Origin of the sequence: Desulfocurvus sp. (genome assembly GCF_023230885.1) — a bacterium.
Classification (GTDB): Bacteria; Desulfobacterota; Desulfovibrionia; order Desulfovibrionales; family Desulfovibrionaceae; genus Desulfocurvus.
In genome coordinates this window covers 1-19768 of sequence record NZ_JALNWM010000038.1, presented here as the reverse complement: position 1 = coordinate 19768, position 19768 = coordinate 1, and the positions used below count along the sequence as shown (strand labels likewise).

Below are 19768 nucleotides of genomic sequence, written 5' to 3'. Positions count from 1 at the left end.
GGCGGGACGGACGAGCAGGCGGCGGGGGCGGGGCGGACGAGCAGGCGGCGGGGGCCCTGGCCCCCGCCGCCTTTTCGCGCCCTGCGCCCCGGGTCAGCGCAGGGACAGGCGCACGCCGGGTTCGGCGTCGGCTGCGGGCGCCGGTGCCCCCGCAAGCTGCATCCGCGCCGGGTCCACCCCGCGTTCGGCCAGGGCCTCGCGCACCTTGCGCGCCCGCCGCTGGGCCAGGGCGGGCAGGTCGTCCGGCCCGGGGGCGAGGTGCTCGCGCAGCATGCGCTCCATTTCGGGCACGCTCTGGTCGGCCACGAAGCCGAGCATGGTGGTGGGCTTGTCGAAGGGCGCGTCCTTGTACGCCTCGGTCAGGGCCTTTTCGTATTCCTCGGGGCTCAGGGGCGTTTGCTCCACCGATGCGGGCGCCTGGCCCTGCTCCTTGAGCTCGTTGTAGCGCTCCAGGCGCACTGCGCGGCGGAAGCGCCGCTCGCCCAGGGCGGGCAGGTCGCCGGGCAGGGCCACCCCGGCGATTTCCAGGTTCAGCCCCGGGCGCTCGGCCAGGGCCTTGGCCACGGTGTCCAGCTTGGCCAGGTTTTCCGGGGTCAGGTCCGTCCGGCCCGGGGCCATGACCAGGGTGTCCAGGTCCTGGGCTCCGGCGCCGCCGAACACGCTGCCGATGAGGGCGAAGGGCGAGGTCACGGCCTTGACCAGCAGGTTCATCACCGCCCGGAAGATCACCCGCCCCAGGCGGAATTCGGGGTCGTCCAGGTTGCCGCGCACCGGAACGTCCAGCACGATGTCGCCGCTGGCGTCGCGCAGCAGCGAGAGGGCCAGGCCCACGGGCGCGTCCAGGGCGCCCTCCACCTGCTGCTTCTGGCCCAGGTCGAAGCGGATCAGGCGCAGCAGGCTGTCGGCGCCGACCTCGCGGCCCTCCACGGTCAGGCGCACGTCGGCGTCGAGCACGCCGGTGCTCACGGGGTGGGCGATGGCCCGCAGGGCGTAGGGCGAGAGCTGGGTCAGGTCCAGGCCCCGGATGGTCAACCGCATGGCGGGGTTCAGGCCCTGGGCCGTGGGCGCGGTGTGTCCGGTAAGCGCGAGGGGCGCGTGCCCGTCGAGGGTGGCCTCGGCCGTCAGTTGCGCCGGGGCGCCCGGCGCCGTGGACAGGCCCTCCAGGCGCAGGGTCAGGTTCTCCATGGTCGAGGAGAAGGCCGGGCTGAGGGTCATGTCGCGCAGGCGCACGGCCCCGCCGTCCACGGCCAGCGCGTCCAGGCTGAGGGCAAAGGGCTCGGGGGGCGCGGCCTCCCCGGGCTGGCCGGGCCGGGCCGCCTGCGCTTCGGCCTGCGGGGCGGCTTGCGCGGTTTGCTGGGTGGGCGGCTGGCTGGCCGGTTCGTCCGCCTGCCCGGGGAGGCCCGCCGCGCGCCGGGCGATGCGCGACAGGTTCAGGGTGCCGTCGGGGGCGATGACCAGCCGCAGCACCGGGGCCTGCACGTCCACCGCCGCCACGGCCACCGCGCGGGCGGGCAGGTCCGCCCTGGCGTCGCGCACTGTGAGGGCGGCCAGGGTCGCCGCGTCGCGGCTCTGGCCGGGGTCGCGCAGGGCCAGATTCTTCAGGACCAGGCTTTCCAGGGCCGCCACGGGCTCGGGGGCCGCAAGGTCGGCCGCCCGCAGGGTCAGCCCGCGCAGGTCCAGGGCCTCCAGGGCCGCCAGGGGCCGCCCCCCGGCACCCAGGGCCAGGTCGCGCAGGCCGGCGCCCAGGTGCAGGTCCAGGGCCGTGGCCGCGCCCGGGCCCAGGGGGGCCAGCTCGTAGCGCGCCGAGGCGGACAGGGCGCCCCGCTCCAGGCTCAGGGCCGAGCTGGCGGAGAGGTAGGGGCTCAGGGGCGCCAGGGGCACGGCCTTGAGCTCCAGCTTGCCCGCGACGCGCCCGGGCTGGCCGTCCCGGGGCGTGAGCCCGCCCTCCAGGCGCAGGCCCCCGGTGGCCTTGGCGTCGCCCAGGGCGGCGTCCAGGGCGTAGTCCACCGTGCGTTGCAGGGGCCAGTCCAGGCCGGTGACGCTCAGCTCGGCCACGCGCAGGCGCAGGTCCGCCGGGGCGGGCAGGGCGCGGTCGGCGAAGCGCAGTTCCCAGCCGCCCAGGCGCAGGCGCTCCAGGGCCGCGCTCCAGGGCGCGGGGGTCTGCCCGCCCTTGGCCCTGGCGGGCGCGGGCGCGCCGCCCGGGGCGGCCAGTAGCTCCACGAGGTCCACGGCGCCCGACTCCTGGCGGGCCGCGGCCAGGGTGCCGCCGTCCAGGGCCAGGGACTGGACCTCGACCCGCCGTGCGGCGAGGTCCACCCTGCCGCCCGCCAGCTCCAGGCTGTCCAGGGTCAGCAGGGGCTCCTTGGCCCGCGGCGCGGCCAGGGCCAGGCGCGCCAGGCCGAGGGATATCTTGTCCACCACGATGCCCGGGGCGCCGTCCTCCCCCGTGGCCAGGGCGCAGTTGGCCCCCAGGCGCAGGGTGCCCGAGGCCAGCCGCAGGGGCAGCAGGTCCGCGTAGTAGGGCGCGTAGGCGGGCAGCTCCAGGCCCGAGAGGCCAAGGCTGGCGTCCACGGCCAGGGGGCTGGTCACGGCGGTTCCGGCGGCCACGAGGTGCTCGCCGTCCGGCGGCCCCACGGACAGGGAAAAGGACGCGGGCAGCTCCGGCGCCGGGGCGGTGGTCCAGTTGTCCACGCGCAGGGCGACGGGCGCCAGGGTCTTGCGCAGGGGGCGCCCGCCGGGCCGGTCGGCGAACTCCATCCGGCCCTCGGCGACTTCCAGCTCGGCCACCTCCACGGTGAAGCCTTGCGGCGCCTCGGGCTTGGCCTGGGCGGTGTGTTCCGGTTCGAGGGCCGGGTCCGGGGCGGGGGGCGCCTTGGGGGCGCGGGCGGTGGCGGCGGGGGCGGGCAGCAGGCGCGCCCAGTCCAGCCTGCCGTCGGCGGAGCGCTCCAGGGCCGCGTGGGGCCGGGTCAGGCGCACGGAGGCCAGGCGCAGCAGGCCCTGGTCCAGGCTCAGGCGCTCCAGGTCCAGCTCCAGGGCCTCGAATCCGGCCAGCTCGCGCCCGTCGGCCCAGGTCAGCTCCAGGCCGTCGACGCGGGCCCGGCCCTCCAGGGCCAGCCCGGGCAGCACGCCGCCCGAGCGCTCGAAGGCCAGGCGCATGTCCAGGGACAGGCTGCCCCCGGTCAGGAGCACCTCCGGCGGCAGGGGCGCGTAGGGCGCGTAGGGCATGAGGGCCAGGGCGTCCAGGCGCAGGGAGAACTCCGTGCGCAGGGAATGGGCGAAGGGCCGGGTGCGTCCCGTGGCCTGCACCGCCGTGCCGTTGACCACGGCCCGCAGCAGGGGTTCCACGTCGCGCTCGGTGTCGCCGGGCAGGGTGGAGGTGAAGGGCACCACCAGATCCAGGGCCTGCACCGTGTGCGTGCGGTCCTTGGGCCGGTCCTCGAAGACCAGCCCGCCGTCCTCCACGACGAAATTGTTGACCACCAGGGGGAAGGGGCCTGCGGGCTCCACCTGGGCCACGCCCTCGCGGGCCTGCCCGTCGCCAGCCAGGCGGCGGACGATGTCCGAGAAATTGTAGCGCCCCTCGCCCAGGTGGACCAGGCGCACCCGGGGGCCGGTCAGGCGCACCTCGTCCACCAGCACCGCCAGGCGCAACAGCGAGAACGACGAGGCGTTGACCTCCAGCCTGCGCACGGACACGAATGGCTCCCCGGCGGCGGGCGCCGTGGCGCTGGTGGCGTTGGTGGCGGCTCCCGCGGCGGCTGCGGCTGCGGGGGGGGCGGTGGTCGCGTTGACTGCGGCTGCGGCGTTGGCCTCCGGCCCGGGGGCGGCCTCGGCCACGGTCAGGCCCTCCAGGGTCAGCGTGTGGGTCAGGGGGTTGAAGCGCACGCGCTCCAGGGTCACCTCGCGGCCCAGGGCCTGCCCGGCCTGGGCGGGCAGCACCGCGCCCAGGACGGCGGGCAGCACCAGGAAGCCGCAGAGCAGATACAGGGCCACGGCGGCGCAGCCCAGGGCGGCCCAGCGCCGCGAACGGGGCAGGGCCCGCCAGCGGGCGCGCAGGCCGGGACGCGGGGCCGGGGGGGCGGATGCTGTCATGGGCTCCTCCTGGAGGCAACGGGAAGTCGGCGCAAGACGCCACATCGGCAGTCTACCGCATTCCCGGAGCGTTGAGAAGGCGTGGCCGCGCGCGGCGTTCCGCCGACCCGGCGGGCCCCGGCCCGGGCCGAGTGCGGGCAAATCAGAGGTTTCCCGGCGGGGGTGTTTGTGCTATGGGCGGCAGTGCGCCGCGCGGCCCCCCGCGCGCTCCGGCCCCGGCCCTGGCTGGCGCAACAGGCCGAAACCCTTTCCTTTCCGCAACCAGCAACCGGCAGGTTCCTCCTCATGCTGCTGAACGAACACCAGAGCAAGAAACTGTTCGCCGAAGCCGGCCTCGACGTTCCCGAAGGCCTGCTGCTCACCCCGGCCACCCTGGAAGCCGCCCGGCCCGAATTCCCGCTGCCCTGGTACCTCAAGGCCCAGGTCCCTGCGGGCGGGCGCGGCAAGGCCGGGGGCATCGTCCGCGTGGAGGCCGCCGAAGACCTGGCCCCGCTGGGGCGCAGGCTGCTGGACATGCACATCGGCGGGCACAAGGTGCCCCTGCTGCGCCTGGAGGGCGCGGCCCGGGCCGAGCGCGAGTTCTACTGCTCGTTCGCCGTGTCGCGCCAGCGCGGCGGGCTGGTGTTCACCGTGGGCCGCCAGGGCGGCGTGGAAATCGAAAACCAGGACCAGGGCAACCTGCTGGTCCAGGACATTCCCGCCGGGGCCGGGCTGCTGGAGTTCCACCTGCGCGCGGCGTTCTTCCACCTGGAGGTGGACAAGGTCTGCTGGTCGACCTTCCGCGAGTTCGTCAAGAAGCTGTACGCGGCGGTGCGCCACTACGGGCTGCTGCTGGCCGAGGTCAACCCCCTGGCGTTGACCGCCGAGGGCGCCTGGGTGGCCCTGGACGGCAAGGTGGAGGTGGACGACAACCACCTGGCCCAGCACACGGACCTGGAGCGCTTCTACACCCCCGAGCACGCCTCGCGCGAGGAGCACCTCGCCCGCGAGGCCGGGCTGTCGTTCCACAGCCTGCCCGGGCGCATCGGGCTCATGGTCAACGGCGCGGGGCTGGCCATGGCCACCATGGACCTGCTGAACCATTCGGACCTGCCCGCGGCCAACTTCATGGACCTTGGCGGCGCGGCGGACTACGACCGCATGCGCGCGGCCATGACCCTGCTCTTCGAGGACCACGCAGTCACCGCCGTGCTGATCAACATCTTCGGCGGGGTGCTCTCGTGCGAGAAGGTGGCCCTGGCGCTGTCCGAGGCGCTGGAGGGACGGCCCCCGGCCAAGCCGCTGGTGGTGCGCCTTGCGGGCAACCAGGCCGCCCGGGGCCGCGAGATACTGGCCGGGCTGGCCGGGGAGCGGCTGACCATCGTGGCCGACATGAGCGCGGCCATCGCCCGGCTCAAGGAGCTGGACGGCCAGGATCCCGGGGCCGCGTCGCGCCATGCCGGGGCCGCCCTGGAGCTGGCCTTCGCCCCCGCGCCCTTTCCCGGGACCCTGGGCTTCGAGCGCGGCATGCCCGTGCTGGTCCAGGGGCTGACCGGGCGCACGGCCCAGCTCCACGCGCGGCTCATGCGCGAATACGGCACCAACATCGTGGCGGGGGTCACGCCCTTCAAGGGCGGCCAGGAGGCCTGCGGCGTGCCGGTGTACAGCAGCGTGCGCGAGGCCCAGGTGCGCCACGCGGCCCAGGCCAGCATCATCTTCGTGCCCCCGGCCTTCGCGCCCGAGGCCATCGTCGAGGCCGCGCGCGAGGGCCTGCGCTGGATCGTGTGCATCACCGACGGCCTGACCCAGCAGGACATGCTCTGGGTGCGCGAGCAGCTGCGCCTGACGGGGGCGCGGCTGGTGGGCCCCAACTGCCCCGGGCTCATCGCCCCGGGGCGGACCAAGATCGGCATCATGCCCGACCACGCCTTCCGGCCCGGCCCGGTGGCCATCGTCTCGCGCAGCGGCACCCTGACCTACGAGACCGCCGCGCGCCTGTCGGCTGCGGGCATCGGCCAGAGCCTGGCCGTGGGCATCGGCGGCGACCCCTTCGGCGGGGTGGACTACATCGAGCTGTTCACCATGCTGCGCGACGACGAGAACACCCGGGCCGTGGTGGTGCTCGGCGAGATCGGCGGCAGCGCCGAAGAGGACCTGGCGCGCTGGGTGGCGGCCACGGGCTTCCCCAAGCCGGTGGTGGGCTTCATCGCCGGGCAGACCGCGCCCCCCGGCAAGCGCCTGGGCCACGCCGGGGCCATCCTGGAGTCGGGCACGGGCGTGCAGGCCAAGCTGGACACCATGAGCCAGGCCGGGTTCTTCCTGTGCCCGGACCTGTCGAGCATTCCGGCCACCGTGGCCCGGGCCCTGGGGCTGTAGACCCGGCCCGGCGCAAAGGGGCCGCATCCCAACCGGGCTGGGCGAGGAGGTGGGAGGAGTCGGCCTTCTGTACTTATTGCAATTAGATCAGATTGAGTTGTTTTGCGCTGGTAGAATTAAGTTCTTCGCTGCGGTTGATTGCTCTCATCACGCCGTCAATGTTCGGTTTGCCATGTCGATTTGCTCTGATCGCATTAGCTCCTTTTGAGAGAAAGTATCGATTGCCCTCAGAAGAGATGTTGTCAACTTTGTAGTCCGCAAAAAACAACGGTACGCGGTGCTCGATAGCATCCATAGCGGCAGAAAATGTACCACCTTTCATGGAAGCTTCAATTACAATCATGGCTTTTGATAAGCCCATAATTGTTCTGTTTCTTTGCATGGCATTCGAAATGAACCATCGGCCTGTTGGGAAAAACTCCGATACGATAACAACTCTATCTTCATCAAAGACAGACTGGATATCATTTTTTATTCTGAAATTTTGGATTCCTTCAGCTAAGACGATTGTCGTTGTTCCCCCATGTTCCAATGCTGAGATGTGGGCTTTCATGTCAACGCCGTTAGCGTAGCCGCTTGACACGTTCACCCCTTCTTTGACTAAAGCTTCTGCGCATAATGATGCGACAGCCAGCCCTTTCTGGGATGCTTTTCGAGCACCACAGAATCCAACTGATTTTGAGTTCAATAAATCAAAGTTTCCTTTCACAAAAAGGACAGGAGGGGCTGCTTCTCCTAGAGCTAATTTCAATCGTAGTGGATACGTTTCGCTAAGAATGGTCAAGACGGAGACGGAATTATCCTCGAGACTGGCTTGGAGAGCACTCTTTTTAAATGCCAGAACTCCTTCCGCTAACTTTTGACTTATTCCAAACCTTCTGATGAGCTGATCGGCTGGCATCCCCATCATGTCCGCCAGGGACATTTTGTAGACCCTGAGGTCAGTAAAAATGCGGCGGAGACTTTTAGGGCCGAGCCCTTTTGTCTGAAGAAGGTGGAGTATGATGTCAGTCTGCGAGGGCATGGTTTTGGTTGTCCGTATCTCTCATCAGCTTAACGCAGCATAGCCCATGCACCTCAGGGCATCCTAGCCCCTTGAGGTATCTTGCATAAGACCATAGAGTGGTGCCGGATTGATAATTATCCTCGATGATAATTGTGGGCATCCACTGGCGTTGGTCTGTTTTGCGCATAACGCTGCCTTTGTATAAACTTTCCCACTGCGTGTACTTTTCATCAATTTGAAGATTTTTGAATTCAGGTTTCTCGGTTGTTAACCACGTGTCGAGTACATGGCAGTTTAATTGCCCTTGGGCTCTATTGATTTCTGCCGCGACACCATGTGCCAGTAGTCTGGGCAAGTAAAATATTTTTTGAGAATATGGTGGAACGTATGAAATGAAAACATTCTTTAGGCGGCTTCCGTAGGGGAGTTGCTTTACTATTATTGATAAGGCAGAGATTAGTCCACGAATAGATGGGTCGTGGTGATTGTATTTTGCCTTGTTGAACATCTTGCCATAATAGGTCTTTTCTTTTTTTTCAAAGTCGAAAATGTATTCTAGGGCTGTGCAGGAGTCCAGTTCGTTTTTGAAATGCTTAGCGATGTTTTTGTTTATAGCGATTATGACCAGCCTTTTGTGGATTTTGATGAATCTTTGAATGCGATTGGCTTCATCTATCGCGGGTTTTTTGAGATGAAAAACATTATTAAAAGAAGATTCCCCTGTGTTTAGGAGCGGCGTTAGCTTTGCAAAAATTCCTGGCTCGAGTTCTTCAAGAATTTCAGAGTAATAATGGGGGAGTGACAAAACGTAATAGTCATCGAATTCCTCGAAGGATTCGCCTTGGAGTGTGTTGCGCGAGGATGGGGGGCGGCTGAGCATTGCGCACCTTACCTGATATAAAAAAAGGATACGATAGGGCCGTGCGGCCTCTCCTGGGGAGCAGGATATAGCTAGAGAAATGTTTACGCAATCGGTCGGCTGTACAGGTGCCGTTTCATTTCTGCGCTGAACTGGGAGGCAGTTGATTCCACGGTTTGTGAAAGAATGCGGATGCACAGGCTACCCGCCAGGTGACAGTCTGGCGGGCAGCCTCGTTTTGCGCGGGGGCCGGCCTGGGGTCAGGGCGCCTTGGGCGCTTTCTTCGCGGTGGGCTTTTTGGGGGCGGCCTTTTCGGTGTCCCCGTTGCCGTTGTCGGCCACGGTCATGGCGGCCCAGATGGCCGGGGGCTGGCCGAAGGCCTTGGACGCCTCGCGGTAGCCCATGTTCAGGGCCTTGACGTTCACGTCCACGATCTTGGCGGGCAGCGACTCCTCCAGGCTTTTGCGGATCAGCGAGCGCCGGGCGAAGGGCAAAAGGAAGGTCACCGCGCCGAGCACGATGGTGTTCATGGCCTGGGGCAGGCCCAGGCGGTCGATGCTCATCTCGGTGAACGGCAGGCCCAGGTACTGGTTGGTGGGAATCTGCTTGACCAGGGTGGTGTTCACCAGCAGCACGGCCTGGGGCTTCATCAGCGGGTAGTACTTGTTGCACGCCTCCTGGGACAGGGCCACCAGCAGGTCGATCTTGTCGGTCTTGGGATAGCTGATGGGCCGGGTGCTGATGACCAGGTCCGTGCGCGAGGCGCCGCCCCGGGCCTCGGGGCCGTAGCTTTGGGTCTGGGCGACGTTGAAGCCGTGGCCCAGGGCCAGGGCCTTGCCCATGACCTTGCCCAGGGTGATGACGCCCTGGCCGCCCAGGCCCGAGAGGCAGATTTCGAAACGGTCGATCTGGATGTCCGGTTTCATGGCTACCCCTTTGCGAGCTTGGCGCGCATGGCCGCGTAGCGGGTTTCCAGCGCCGGTTCGTGGTTGTCCACGAAGACGCCGATGGGAATGCGCCCGGCGCGCTTGTCCGGGTCGAGCTTCTCGTAGGCCTCCAGGGGCATGGCGGCCTTTTTGAGCCACTGGTACATGTCCACGGGCGATTTGAACTTGTTCTTGCGGCCGAACTGGGTGTGGCAGGGCGTGAGCACCTCCACCAGGCTGAACCCGGGGTGGACCAGGGCCTGGCGGACGAGCTTGTCCAGGGTCTTGACGTGGAAGACCGTGCCGCGCGACACGAAGTTGGCCCCGGCCGCACGGGTCATCTCCACGAAATCGAAGGATTTTTCCATCTGCCCGTAGGGCGTGGTGGTGGACCAGCAGCCAAGGGGCGTGGCCGAGGAGCACTGCCCGCCGGTCATGCCGTAGATGAAGTTGTTGAGCACCAGCACCGTCAGGCCGATGTTGCGCCGGGCGGCGTGGATGAAGTGGTTGCCGCCGATGGACAGGGCGTCGCCGTCGCCCTGCACGACGATGACGTGCATGTCGGGCTTGGCCATCTTGATGCCCGTGGCCACGGTCAGCGCGCGGCCGTGGACGGCGTGTACGGTGTTGAAGTCCACATAGACGGCCACGCGGCCCGAGCAGCCGATGCCCGCCACAAGGGCCACGTCGTCCTTGGGGATGCCCAGGGCGTGGACGCTGCGGATCAGCGAGCCGAGCAGGATGCCGTGGCCGCAGCCCGGGCACAGGACGTGGGGGAACTTCTTGTCGTGGCGCAGGTATTCGTGGATGAGCTGGGTGACTTCTGCCATGACTATCCCTTCCTGATGCTTTCAAGGATCTGCTTGGGCGTGATGATGTGGCCGTCGACGCGGTTGATGGTCCACACCGTGCTCGTCCCGGGGTTGACGCGCTTCACCTCGCGCGAGATCTGGCCCATGTTCATCTCGGGCACGATCACCGTGCGGCAGCGGCGCAACAGGCCCTCCACCGCCGCCCTGGGGAAGGGGAACAGGGTCTTCAGGTCGATGAGCCCGGCCTTGATGCCGCGCTCGCGGGCCTGCTCCACGGCCAGATGCGCCGAGCGGGCCACCGAGCCGTAGGCCACCACGCCGACCTCGGCGTCCCCGGTCAGGAACTCGTCGGTGATCTGGATGTCGAAGAAGAACTGATCGATCTTGCGGAACTGGCGCGAGATGGCCGCCACGACCTCGTCGGGCTTCTGGGTGGGGTAGCCGTGGTCGTCGTGGGTCAGGCCGGTGACGTGGAAGCGGTAGCCCGAGCCCAGGGGCGGCATGGGCGGCACGCCGCGCACGGTCTCCTCGAAGGGCTTGTACCATTCCGGCGGCATGGAGGGTTGCAGGCGGTAGAGGATCTCCAGATCCTGGGCCAGGGGCACGGTGATCTTCTCGCGGGTGTGCGCGGTGACCTCGTCCAGGAGCAGGATCACCGGGGTGCGGTACTTCTCGGCGAAGTTGAAGGCCTTGACGGTCATGTGCAGGCAGTCCTGCACGTCCGTGGCCGAGAGCACGATGATGGAGTGGTCGCCGTGGGTGCCCCAGCGGGCCTGCTGCACGTCGCCCTGGGCCGGGCTGGTGGGCAGGCCGGTGCTCGGCCCGCCGCGCATGACGTTGACCAGCACCAGGGGCGCCTCGATCATGCAGGCGTAGCCGATGAGCTCCTGCATGAGCGAGAAGCCCGGGCCGGAGGTGGCGGTCATGACCTTGCGCCCGGCCAGCGACGCGCCGATGCACGCCCCCAGGGAGGCGATTTCGTCCTCCATCTGGATGAACACGCCGTCCTCGGTTCTGGGCAGGCGCTCGGCCATGCCCTCCATGATCTCCGACGAAGGGGTGATGGGGTAGCCCCCGTAGAAGCTGCACCCGGCCAGCAGCGCGCCTTCCACGACGGCCTCGGCCCCCAGGGCGAAGATTTCCCTTGCTGCGGTCTTGCGTTTGGCGCTCATGGTCAGTTCCCGTTCTCCTGCGGGGGCTGGGTGCCCCCGTTTCTGGTCTTGCCCCTGGGCGTCACCACGATGGCGAAATCGGGACAGTGCAGCTCGCAAAAGCCGCAGTTGACGCATTCCTGCTCGCGCACGGCCCGGGCGCAGCCCGCCGCGACATCGATTTCCAGCACCTTGGCCGGGCAGAAGGCCACGCACAGGCCGCAGGCCTTGCACCAGTCCGGATAGATGGTGATCCTGGTCTGTCCTTTCTTGGGGTTGGTCATGGGGCTCCTCGCCGTCTTCCGAGCCGGGGGCGCAGAAAAGGGGTGATCGCCCGGTGGCGGATCACCCCTGGTTCACCTGGTTCATGTGCCCCGCGTGTGTCGCTGACGCATGGTAAGGTTCCGAAAGAATGTCGAGATTGCAACACGGATGCAAGCCGATGGACACCGGGTGTACCTCAACCGGAAGGCTATGGCAACCGGAACCGGAGCCGGGCTCAGGACTTTTTGCGCACCCCCGGCCAGATTTCCATGCGCCATGTGGTGGGCAGGTAGTATTTCGTGTGCGGCCCGAACCAGCGGTTGTAGAGCTTCATGTACTCGCCCGAGAGCCACAGCCGCTGTAGGGCGAGGTTCATGCGGTCGCGCAGGGCCGAGTCGTTCTGGGGCAGGCCCAGGGCGAAGGGCTCGTCGGTGATGTAGTCCCCGGCGATGCTCCAGGCCGCGGGGTCCTGGTCGGAATTCTTCAGGCCCAGCAGGATGGTCGCGTCGGCGCTGATGGCGTCCACCTGGCCGCGCTTGAGGGCCAGGAAGGCCTCGGCGTAGCCCGGGAAGGACACCGGGCTGCACTCGGGCTGCGCCTCGCGGATGGCCTGGGCCGCGAAGGTGTCCTCCACGACGCCCACCCGCCGGGCGGCGAGGTCCGTCGGCGAGCGCACGGGCGAGCCGCGCCGGGTCAGGAGCTTTTGCCCGTCCATGAAGTAGGTGATGGAGAAGTCGAGGTCGGCCTCGCGCCCGTGGTGGTGGGTCAGGGTGGCGGCGATGCAGTCGATGTCGCCCGCAAGCAGGCGCGCCAGGCGGGTGGAGGGCGTCACCGTCACCAGCTCGGCGCGTACGCCCAGCTCCTGGGCCAGGGCCCGGCACAGGTCGGGCTCGAAGCCGATGATCTGCCCGCTGGCCTGGTCGGCGAAGGAAAAGGGGATCACCGCGTCGCGCACGCCGCAGCGCAGGCTCCCGCGCGCGAGGACGGCGTCCAGGCGGCCGGGGGCGGCGGCCGGGGGCGGCGCCACGGCGGGCCCGGGGCGGGGTTCGGGCTCGGGGCAGGGGGGGCAGGGTGCGGGCCCGGGCTGGGCGTCGCTGCCGCAGCCGGCCAGGGCCAGCAGCGCCAGGACCGCCAGCAGGGCGGCCAGGGCGGCCAGGGCGCCGCGCGGGGCTCGGGGCAGGGGCATGGGCGCTCCGCAGGTTGGGGTCCGGCCCGCGCGGGGGCGGGCACAGTGCGCGGTTGTCGGCCAGGGGCGCCCGCCTGTCAAGCCCGGAGGCCGGGCCCGGGGGCTCAGTCGTCGCAGGCGGCCACCAGCCGGGCGCACAGGCCCCGGGCGGCCAGCTCGCGGGCGTAGCTCTCGGCGCGCTCCTGGCTGGCGAAGCATCCGGCCACCAGTTGGGCGGCGTTGGCCTCGTCCCAGACCCAGACGCATTCGGCCGGGGCCACGCCCAGGGCGGCGGCGCGGCGGCGCAGGGCCTCGCGGGCGCGTTCGCGCTGCTCGAAGTCGCCCGGGTCCAGGGGCTCGCCGCAGACCACGACCCACCAGCGCCCCGGCTCGGACGCGGGCCCCGGGCCGCCCCAGGTGGTGCGCGCCGTGCGGCGCATCTGGTCGATGAGGGCTTCGATGTCGTGGGGCTGGAGCATGGCGGCGCCTCCGCGGCGCCGGACGCAGCGCCGATCAGTGGATTATGCCGCGAGTGGCCGGGCGCTGACAACAGGAATTTGACGCGGCCCCGGCCCGGCCGTACACTGGGCCCGGGTCCGGGCCCTTCCGTCCGGCCCGGTAGCCAGCCTCCCGGAGAGCGCACCATGTCCGCACACCGTTTCCCTCCGGCCCGGAGCCTCCGGGCGCTGCCGACGGCCCTGGCCGTCCTGGCCCTTGTGGCGGCCCTGGCGGCCTGCGCCACGGCGCCCTACACCGGGCGCAGCCAGTTCATCCTCGTTTCCGCCGGGCAGGAGGCCAGGCTCGGCGCCGAGGCGGCCAAGGAGGTGCTGGCCAAGGAGAAGATCAGCACCGACAAGGCCAAGATCGAGCGCGTGCGGCGCATCGGCGGGCGCATCGCCGCCGCGTCGCAGGCGGAGCAGGCCTGGGAGTTCCACGTCGTGGAGAACGACGAGATCGTCAACGCCTTCGCCCTGCCCGGGGGCAAGGTCTTCGTGTATACGGGGCTGATGCGCCTGGCGCGGTCCGACGACGAGCTGGCCGCCGTGGTCGGGCACGAGGTGGCCCATGTGACCCTGCGCCACGGCGCCGAGCGCATGAGCCAGTCCCTGGCCCTCGGCCTGGGCGAGCAGCTGGCCCTGACGCTGTACGGCGGCTCGTCGGCGGGGGCCCAGGCGTTCAAGGTCGCCTACGGCATCGGGGCCAACGTGGGCGTGCTGCTGCCCTACAGCCGGACCCACGAGTACGAGGCCGACCGCGTGGGGCTGGTCTACATGGCCAAGGCCGGATACGAGCCCGGGGCGGCCCTGGATTTCTGGGGCCGGATGCTCGCCCAGAGCCAGGCGTCGGGGGGCAAGCGGCCGCCGGAGTTCCTGTCCACCCACCCGGCCACGGAAAAGCGCATGGAGGCCATCCGGGCCATGCTGCCCGAGGCCCGCGCCCATCTGCCGGCCAAGGGCCGCCCCGCTCCGGCGGCCCCGGCGGGAACCCTCTAGGCGCGCGTTAGAGGCCGTCCGCCCGGCCCTGAGCGGCCGGACCGGGGCCGAGGGTGGACGGCGCCTCGCGCCGCCACGGCCAGGCTCCGCCGCCCGCCCCCGCGCGGGCGCGTGGAGCATTCTTCGTTATAAAGCCGCCAGACGTTCCGATGCGCGCCTGCCCCCGCGCGGGCGTGTGGAGCATTGGGTTCAGCCCGCAGCGGGTACACCGAGTCCCGCCGCCTGCCCCGCGCGCGGGCGTGTGGAGCATCGCGGACGCACGATCAGGGTCACGAAGAACGGGTGTCTTCCCCCGCGCGCGGGCGCGTGGAGCATTTGTTGTAGACCTTCAGGATGTCCAGCTCCCAGCGCGCGCGCTCCAGGGCCGCGGCCACCACTTGGCGCGAGGTGCGCCCGGCAAGGCGTCCGGCCTCCTGCTGCGTGCGCACCCAGGTGGCCAGGTGCGAATCCAGGTTCAGCAGCAGCAGGCGGGCCGTCTGGTCGCCGGACAGCTGTAGCGAGCCCAGGGCCGCGCCGTCCAGGGCCAGCAGGCGCCCCAGGAATTCGTTGTCGCCGGTCTGGGCGCCTTCGGCGTCCGGCGGGCAGCTGCGGCGCAGGTCGGCCACCAGGTCGCGCACCGGGAGGGCATCCACGGCATCCAGGGCCTTGGCCAGGGTCCGGGCCTGGGCCTGGGCGCCGTTCCGGGCCAGGCGCTCCAGGGCCTCGCGCGCTCCCGGCCCCCCGCGCAGCAACTCGTCGGAGCTTACCCCCCCCGCGCGCCCGCCCAGGGCGGAAACGGCGAAGTACACCGGCTTGATGCGGGTCGAGACGGCCTGCTTCAACTCCTTGGATTCCAGGCAGGCGTTGGCGAACAGCAACAGCCGCCCCGGCGAGGTGAAGACCTTGTCCAGGGTCAGGCGCGTGGCGCGCAGGCCGTCGAGGTAGTCGGCGTCGGTCTTGAGGGCTGCGGTGTCGGCGGCCTGGCGCGGCTTGGCCAGCACGGCGGCCAGGACGGCCAGACGCTTGTCCGCGAGCAGCTCCAGGGCCTGGCGGGCCTCGTCGGTGTCGGCGGTGTCCAGGCAGTGCAGCAGGGAGCGCAGGGCCCCGAGCACGGATTCCACCAGGTCGCGCTCGGCCTGGGTCAGGGCCGGGCGCGGCGCGCCGGGCACGATGGCCAGGGCCAGGGCGAGGTAGTGGTCCAGCCTGCGCAGGTTGGCCTCCAGCAGGATGCCCCCCGGGGAGATGAAGTTGCGGCCAAGGCCCAGGGTCAGGCACATGCGGTCCAGGCGCGCGGTGATGTCGCGGGTCACGTCGGGCGGCAGGGCGATCATGGCCCGTTCCTTCTCCTCGCGCCGGGCCTCGCGCCGGGCCGCAGCGTCCTCGACGGCCAGCTCGTTGTATTTGCGCACGGTCTCCAGGTTCTGGCGCGCGAAGCCCCGCAGGACGCCCAGGAATCCGCTGCCGCCCTCGCCGGGGGCCAGGGGCTCGGGGGGCAGGGCGCCCACCGTCCCGGCCAGCCGCCGGGCCAGGGGGTCGGCCGGGGGGCGCTCCCCGCCCAGGCCCGCCAGGGCCTGGCGCAGCCGGGGCGCGGCCGTGCCGCCCAGGGCGGGCAGCGCCAGGGCCAGCAGCGCGCGGGGCTCCAGGGCCGGGGCCTCGGGGTGCCCGGGCTGGTAGAGGGCGCGCAGCAGGGCCCGGTCGGCCTCGGCCTCGGCCCCGGGGGCCGTGGGCAGGGCCGCCAGGCGGCGCACCAGCTCGCGCGGGGCCAGGGCCCGCAACTCGCGCAGCTCGGCCTCCAGGGGCGTGATCAGCTGCTCGCGGCCCAAGGCCCGCAAAGTCTCGCGCAGGGGGGCCAGGGTCTGGCCGGGGTCCTCCAGCAGGGCGTCCAGGCCCGGGGGATCGGGCATGCGCAGGGCGCCGGCGGCGGCCTCCAGGGCCTGGACCAGGGGGGCCAGGAGCTGTTCCAGGTTGGCCTGGGCCTGCGGCGAACGCAGGGCCAGCCGCAGGCTGTGGGCCATGACCAGCCCGTCCCCGGCCAGGGCGGGCGGCGGGCCCTGGCCGTCCAGCAGGGCGGTCAGCGCCTCCAGGTCGGCCAGGGCGGCTTTTTCGCTCAGCCGTGGCCTGGGCCGCGCGGCCAGGGCCAGGGCGGCCTTCAGGTCGGCCTCGGCCAGGGCGGCCAGCCCCTGCTCCACGGCCGAGGGGTCCACGGTCCTGGCGTCGAACAGGGCCCCCAGGGCCAGCAGGGCCTCCACCAGCTGTCGCGTGGCCGCCGCCTGGGCGTCCAGTTCCGGGTCGGGGGCGATGAGGCAGGCTTTCTGCGGCCCGGGGAGGGCCGCCTCCAGGGCCAGCAGCAGGTACAGGCACAGGCGCTCCGCGTTGTCGGGCATGCGCGAGACGCTTTTGACCGCGAAATCCGCGCCCAGGCCCAGTTCCAGGGCCAGGCGCTCCAGGCGCGCGTGCGCGGCCTCGAAGGTCTCCTGGGGCAGGCGCTCCTGGCGCACCTGGACCCAGGTCTCGCCGCGCCAGACGAAGCTGGTCAGGATGTTCTCGCCGCGCAGGGTGTAGCCCGGGGCGGCGGGGTCGTCCCCGGCCTGGAAGGTGAAGGAGTCGCCGCGCAGGGCCAGGACGCGCCCGGGTTCCAGGCCCCAGGCCAGCAGCCGTTCGGGGCTGAAGGTCGCTCCGGCCAGCCCGCGCAGGCCCGCCAGGCGCAGGTCGCCCCCGTGGCGCAGGGGCGGCGGATCCTGGCGCAGCAGTTCGTGGTGGATGACCAGGTCGCCGTCCACAGCCAGGGGGTGGGTGAAGGATTTGGCCACGACCCGCGCGGCGGGGGCCATGAGCGCGCCCCGGACCCGCGTGATGGCCGCAGGGATGTCCAGCCCGCCCACGTCGTCGGCGAACACGAGGTCGGCCAGCCAGGTGCCGTCGCGAAACAGGATGCCCACCGCGCCGCTGTCCGGGTCGGGCCCGATGCGCGTCCTGGCGGCCAGGGATTCGAGCAGGCGGGTCCATTCGGCGCGGTTTTCGGGCGTGTCGGGCACCTCTGCCCCGGGCAGGAAGCCCACGGTGTAGCCGCCGGGGCCGTCGCCGCCCAGGCGCAGCTCGTGCAGCAGGCCATCCGGCCGGTCGTCGCGCACGCGCTCCACGGCCCGGGCGGCCAGCCGCTCGGCCCGGGCCGTGGCGCCCTCGCCCGCAAGGCCCAGACGTTCCAGGGCGCGCAGGGCGAAGCTCTCCAGGCCCCTGCGGGCCTCGCCCTCGTCGCCGCGCTGTTCGAGCAGGCGCCGATAGGCCGAGGCGATCTTGTCCAGCAGGAGGTCTTCCAGGGTTTTCTTGACGGTCATCGCACGTCCGGGCGCAGGGGGTGTGGTGGTCGCAACGGACGGTGATGGTAGGGCCTGCCCGGGGCGGGCGTCAAGCGGCTTGGCCGGATTGGCGGGCCTCCCGGGGCGGCACGCTACGCCTGGACCATCGTTCCCTGGTAGAACAGCAGGGCTCCGTCGTCGTCGCGGATGGCGCGCACGTTTTCCACTATGTCGACCTCGGAGCCGTCCTTGCGGCGCACCCGGGCCGGGAAACCGCGCAGGGTGTCGCTGGCGCGCATGGCGTCCAGGAATCGCTCGCGGTGGTCCGGCTCGGAGTATATCTCGCGGCGGATGCTGCGCACCGAGTCGGTGACCTCGGCCGGGGAGTCGTAGCCCAGCAGCTCGGCCAGGGCCGGGTTGGCCAGCACGAAGCGGCCCAGGGGCGTGCTGACGTACATGCCCTCGACGGCGTTCATGAAGAAATCCCGGTAATTGGATTCCGCGCGGCGCAGGGCGTCCAGGGCGCGCATCCGGGAGGTCAGGTCGTTGTAGATCACATAGACGCCCATGCCGCCCTCGGGCAGGGCCACGGGGATGCCCACCGCGGCGACGTGGACCGCCGCGCCGTCCTTGCGCCTGCGCGTGGGTTCGGACTGGATGATCTCGCCCTGGCGCAGGCGGGAGGCGGCGCTCCGGAATTCGGCCAGCCCGGAGTCGGGCACTATGAGCCCGGACAGGTCGCGGCCCCGGACCTCGGCCTGGGAATAGCCGAACAGGCGCTCGAAGGCCGGGTTGACCTCCTGGACCAGCCCGCGCGGGTCGAGCACGGCTATGGCCGTGGGCGAGTTGTGGACCAGTTCGCGCTGCATGGCCCGGGCCCGTTCGCCCTCGCGGCGTGCGTCGGCCTCGCGCCGGGCCCGCCAGGCCGCCAGGGGCAGCCGGGCCAGCTCGGCCTGGTCGAAGGCGTCGAAGGCCCCCCGGCGTACGGCCAGCATCGCCCCGGGCCCGGAAAGCCCCGGGGCGAAGGCGATGTAGGGCGGGGCTCCGGGCGCGGCGGCCAGCAGGGCCGCCAGCTCCTGGGCGTCCATGCCGTCCAGGGCCGGGTCGCCCAGGACCATGTCGGTGGGGTGTTCCAGGGCCGCGCGCAGTTCCTGGCGGGTGCGCGCCACGGCCAGCCGCGCGGGGCAGTCGCCTTCGGCCAGCAGCCGGGCGACGAGGGCCTCGTCGGTTTCGGGATGGGCCAGCAGCAGGATGTCGAGGGGGTCGGTCATTGGATATTCCTCAATAAGTTGACCTCGGCAGAGAGGATGTCCACGGCACCACGATGCCACAAAGGCGCGCCTCTGGCTACAGGGCGGATGAAATCTTCGTCCGGGCGCCGGTGTTGCCTTGGGCGGCGCGGGAGGGTACACAGGCCCCACCCGGCGGCCCCAGCCGGGCAACGCCAAGACACGGACGGTTCATGCGCACGCAACTGGAGAAAAGCCTGTGTTCGGGCCGGGTCTGCGACCTGACCCCGTTCCTGGTGATGGAGGTACTGGACCGGGCCCAGGCCATGAGCCGCCAGGGCATCGACGTGATCCACCTGGAGGTGGGCGAGCCCGACTTCGACGCGCCTCCGGCGGTGGTGGCCGCCGCCGACCGCGCCATGCGCGACGGCCATACCCACTACACGCACAGCATGGGCCTGCCCGAACTGCGCGAGGCCATTTGCGAGCACTATCTGGAGCGCTACGGCGTCACGGTGGACCCCGGGCAGGTGGTTGTCACCGGCGGCACCTCCCCGGCCATGCTCATGGCCTTTTGCGCCCTGCTGGAGCAGGGCGACGAGGTGGTCGTCTCCGACCCGCACTACGCCTGCTATCCCAACTTCATCCGTTTCGCCGGCGGGCGGGTGCGCAAGGTGCGCGTCCGGGAGGAGGACGGCTTCCAGTTCCGCCCCGAGGACATCGCCCCGGTGCTTGGCCCGCGCACCAAGGCCGTGCTGATCAACTCGCCCTCCAACCCCACGGGCAACCTGCTTTCGCCAGAGCGCATGCGCGCCGTGGCCGAGCTGGGGCCCTGGGTGGCGTCCGACGAGATATACCACGGGCTGGTCTATGAAGGCGCGGAGCACAGCATCCTGGAGTTCACGGACCGGGCCTTCGTGTTCAACGGCTTTTCCAAGCTCTACGCCATGACCGGCCTGCGCCTGGGCTACGTCATCGCCCCCGCGCCCTTCGTGCGCGGGCTTCAGGTCATGAGCCAGAATTTCTTCATCAGCGCCAGCGCCCCGGCCCAGTGGGCGGGGGTCGCGGCCCTGCGCGAGACCGCCGCCGACGTGGCGCGCATGCGGGCCGTCTATGACGAGCGGCGCCGCTTCATGATCCG

14 protein-coding genes are annotated in these 19768 nt (G+C 70.4%); 3 read left to right on the top strand and 11 right to left on the bottom strand.

Features of this window, described 5'->3' with window-relative positions:
• Positions 1-93: 93 nt before the first annotated feature.
• A complete protein-coding gene (locus M0P34_RS04345) occupies positions 94-4092 on the bottom strand; it encodes a DUF748 domain-containing protein (RefSeq protein ID WP_291496752.1) in 3999 nt (1332 codons plus the stop codon).
• 285 nt (positions 4093-4377) lie between these two features.
• On the opposite strand from M0P34_RS04345, the gene sucD reads away from it, so the two are divergent.
• The gene (gene sucD / locus M0P34_RS04340; protein WP_291496750.1) at positions 4378-6447 is read left to right on the top strand and encodes a succinate--CoA ligase subunit alpha; all 2070 of its coding nucleotides are present in this window, start codon (positions 4378-4380) and stop codon (positions 6445-6447) included.
• Between the two features lie 82 nt (positions 6448-6529).
• Here the strand turns inward: sucD and M0P34_RS04335 are convergent, their stop codons facing one another.
• The 8 genes from M0P34_RS04335 to M0P34_RS04300 form a co-directional block, all read right to left on the bottom strand.
• Entirely contained in the window at positions 6530-7471 is a 942-nt protein-coding gene (locus tag M0P34_RS04335) for a DNA-processing protein DprA (RefSeq protein WP_291496748.1), read from the bottom strand.
• The gene (locus M0P34_RS04330) at positions 7455-8333 is read right to left on the bottom strand and encodes a hypothetical protein (protein WP_291496745.1); all 879 of its coding nucleotides are present in this window, start codon (positions 8331-8333) and stop codon (positions 7455-7457) included. Before M0P34_RS04330 ends, M0P34_RS04335 begins: the two co-directional genes overlap by 17 nt.
• Positions 8334-8572: 239 nt before the next feature.
• Positions 8573-9238, bottom strand: coding sequence for a 2-oxoacid:acceptor oxidoreductase family protein (locus tag M0P34_RS04325; protein WP_291496743.1), 666 nt, complete (start codon positions 9236-9238; stop codon positions 8573-8575).
• Between the two features lie 2 nt (positions 9239-9240).
• Entirely contained in the window at positions 9241-10068 is an 828-nt protein-coding gene (locus M0P34_RS04320) for a 2-oxoacid:ferredoxin oxidoreductase subunit beta (protein ID WP_291496736.1), read from the bottom strand.
• A gap of 2 nt (positions 10069-10070) precedes the next feature.
• Positions 10071-11222 (bottom strand): 2-oxoacid:acceptor oxidoreductase subunit alpha, encoded by a 1152-nt coding sequence (locus M0P34_RS04315; protein WP_291496734.1) that lies wholly within the window; start codon positions 11220-11222, stop codon positions 10071-10073.
• Between the two features lie 2 nt (positions 11223-11224).
• Positions 11225-11485: a 4Fe-4S dicluster domain-containing protein gene (locus M0P34_RS04310; protein WP_291496732.1), complete on the bottom strand. Its 261-nt coding sequence runs from the start codon at positions 11483-11485 to the stop codon at positions 11225-11227.
• Between the two features lie 215 nt (positions 11486-11700).
• Entirely contained in the window at positions 11701-12651 is a 951-nt protein-coding gene (locus M0P34_RS04305) for a transporter substrate-binding domain-containing protein (RefSeq protein ID WP_291496730.1), read from the bottom strand.
• A gap of 104 nt (positions 12652-12755) precedes the next feature.
• Positions 12756-13109, bottom strand: a complete 354-nt coding sequence (locus tag M0P34_RS04300; protein ID WP_291496728.1) for a hypothetical protein — start codon at positions 13107-13109, stop codon at positions 12756-12758.
• On the opposite strand from M0P34_RS04300, the gene M0P34_RS04295 reads away from it, so the two are divergent.
• Positions 13095-14123 carry a M48 family metallopeptidase gene (locus M0P34_RS04295; RefSeq protein ID WP_366061991.1) on the top strand — a complete coding sequence of 343 codons (1029 nt, stop codon included), beginning with the start codon at positions 13095-13097 and terminating at the stop codon, positions 14121-14123. The two genes, M0P34_RS04300 and M0P34_RS04295, sit on opposite strands and share 15 nt — an antisense overlap.
• Before the next feature lie 269 nt (positions 14124-14392).
• On the opposite strand, the gene M0P34_RS04290 is transcribed toward M0P34_RS04295, so the two are convergent.
• Together M0P34_RS04290 and M0P34_RS04285 are read right to left on the bottom strand one after the other, a co-directional pair.
• The gene (locus tag M0P34_RS04290) at positions 14393-17437 is read right to left on the bottom strand and encodes a hypothetical protein (protein WP_291496724.1); all 3045 of its coding nucleotides are present in this window, start codon (positions 17435-17437) and stop codon (positions 14393-14395) included.
• A 113-nt stretch (positions 17438-17550) separates the two neighbouring features.
• Positions 17551-18669: a PAS domain-containing protein gene (locus tag M0P34_RS04285; protein ID WP_291496722.1), complete on the bottom strand. Its 1119-nt coding sequence runs from the start codon at positions 18667-18669 to the stop codon at positions 17551-17553.
• A 191-nt stretch (positions 18670-18860) separates the two neighbouring features.
• Here M0P34_RS04285 and M0P34_RS04280 point away from each other — a divergent pair.
• Positions 18861-19768: pyridoxal phosphate-dependent aminotransferase (locus M0P34_RS04280; RefSeq protein ID WP_291496720.1), on the top strand; the 908-nt coding region annotated here is incomplete at its 3' end.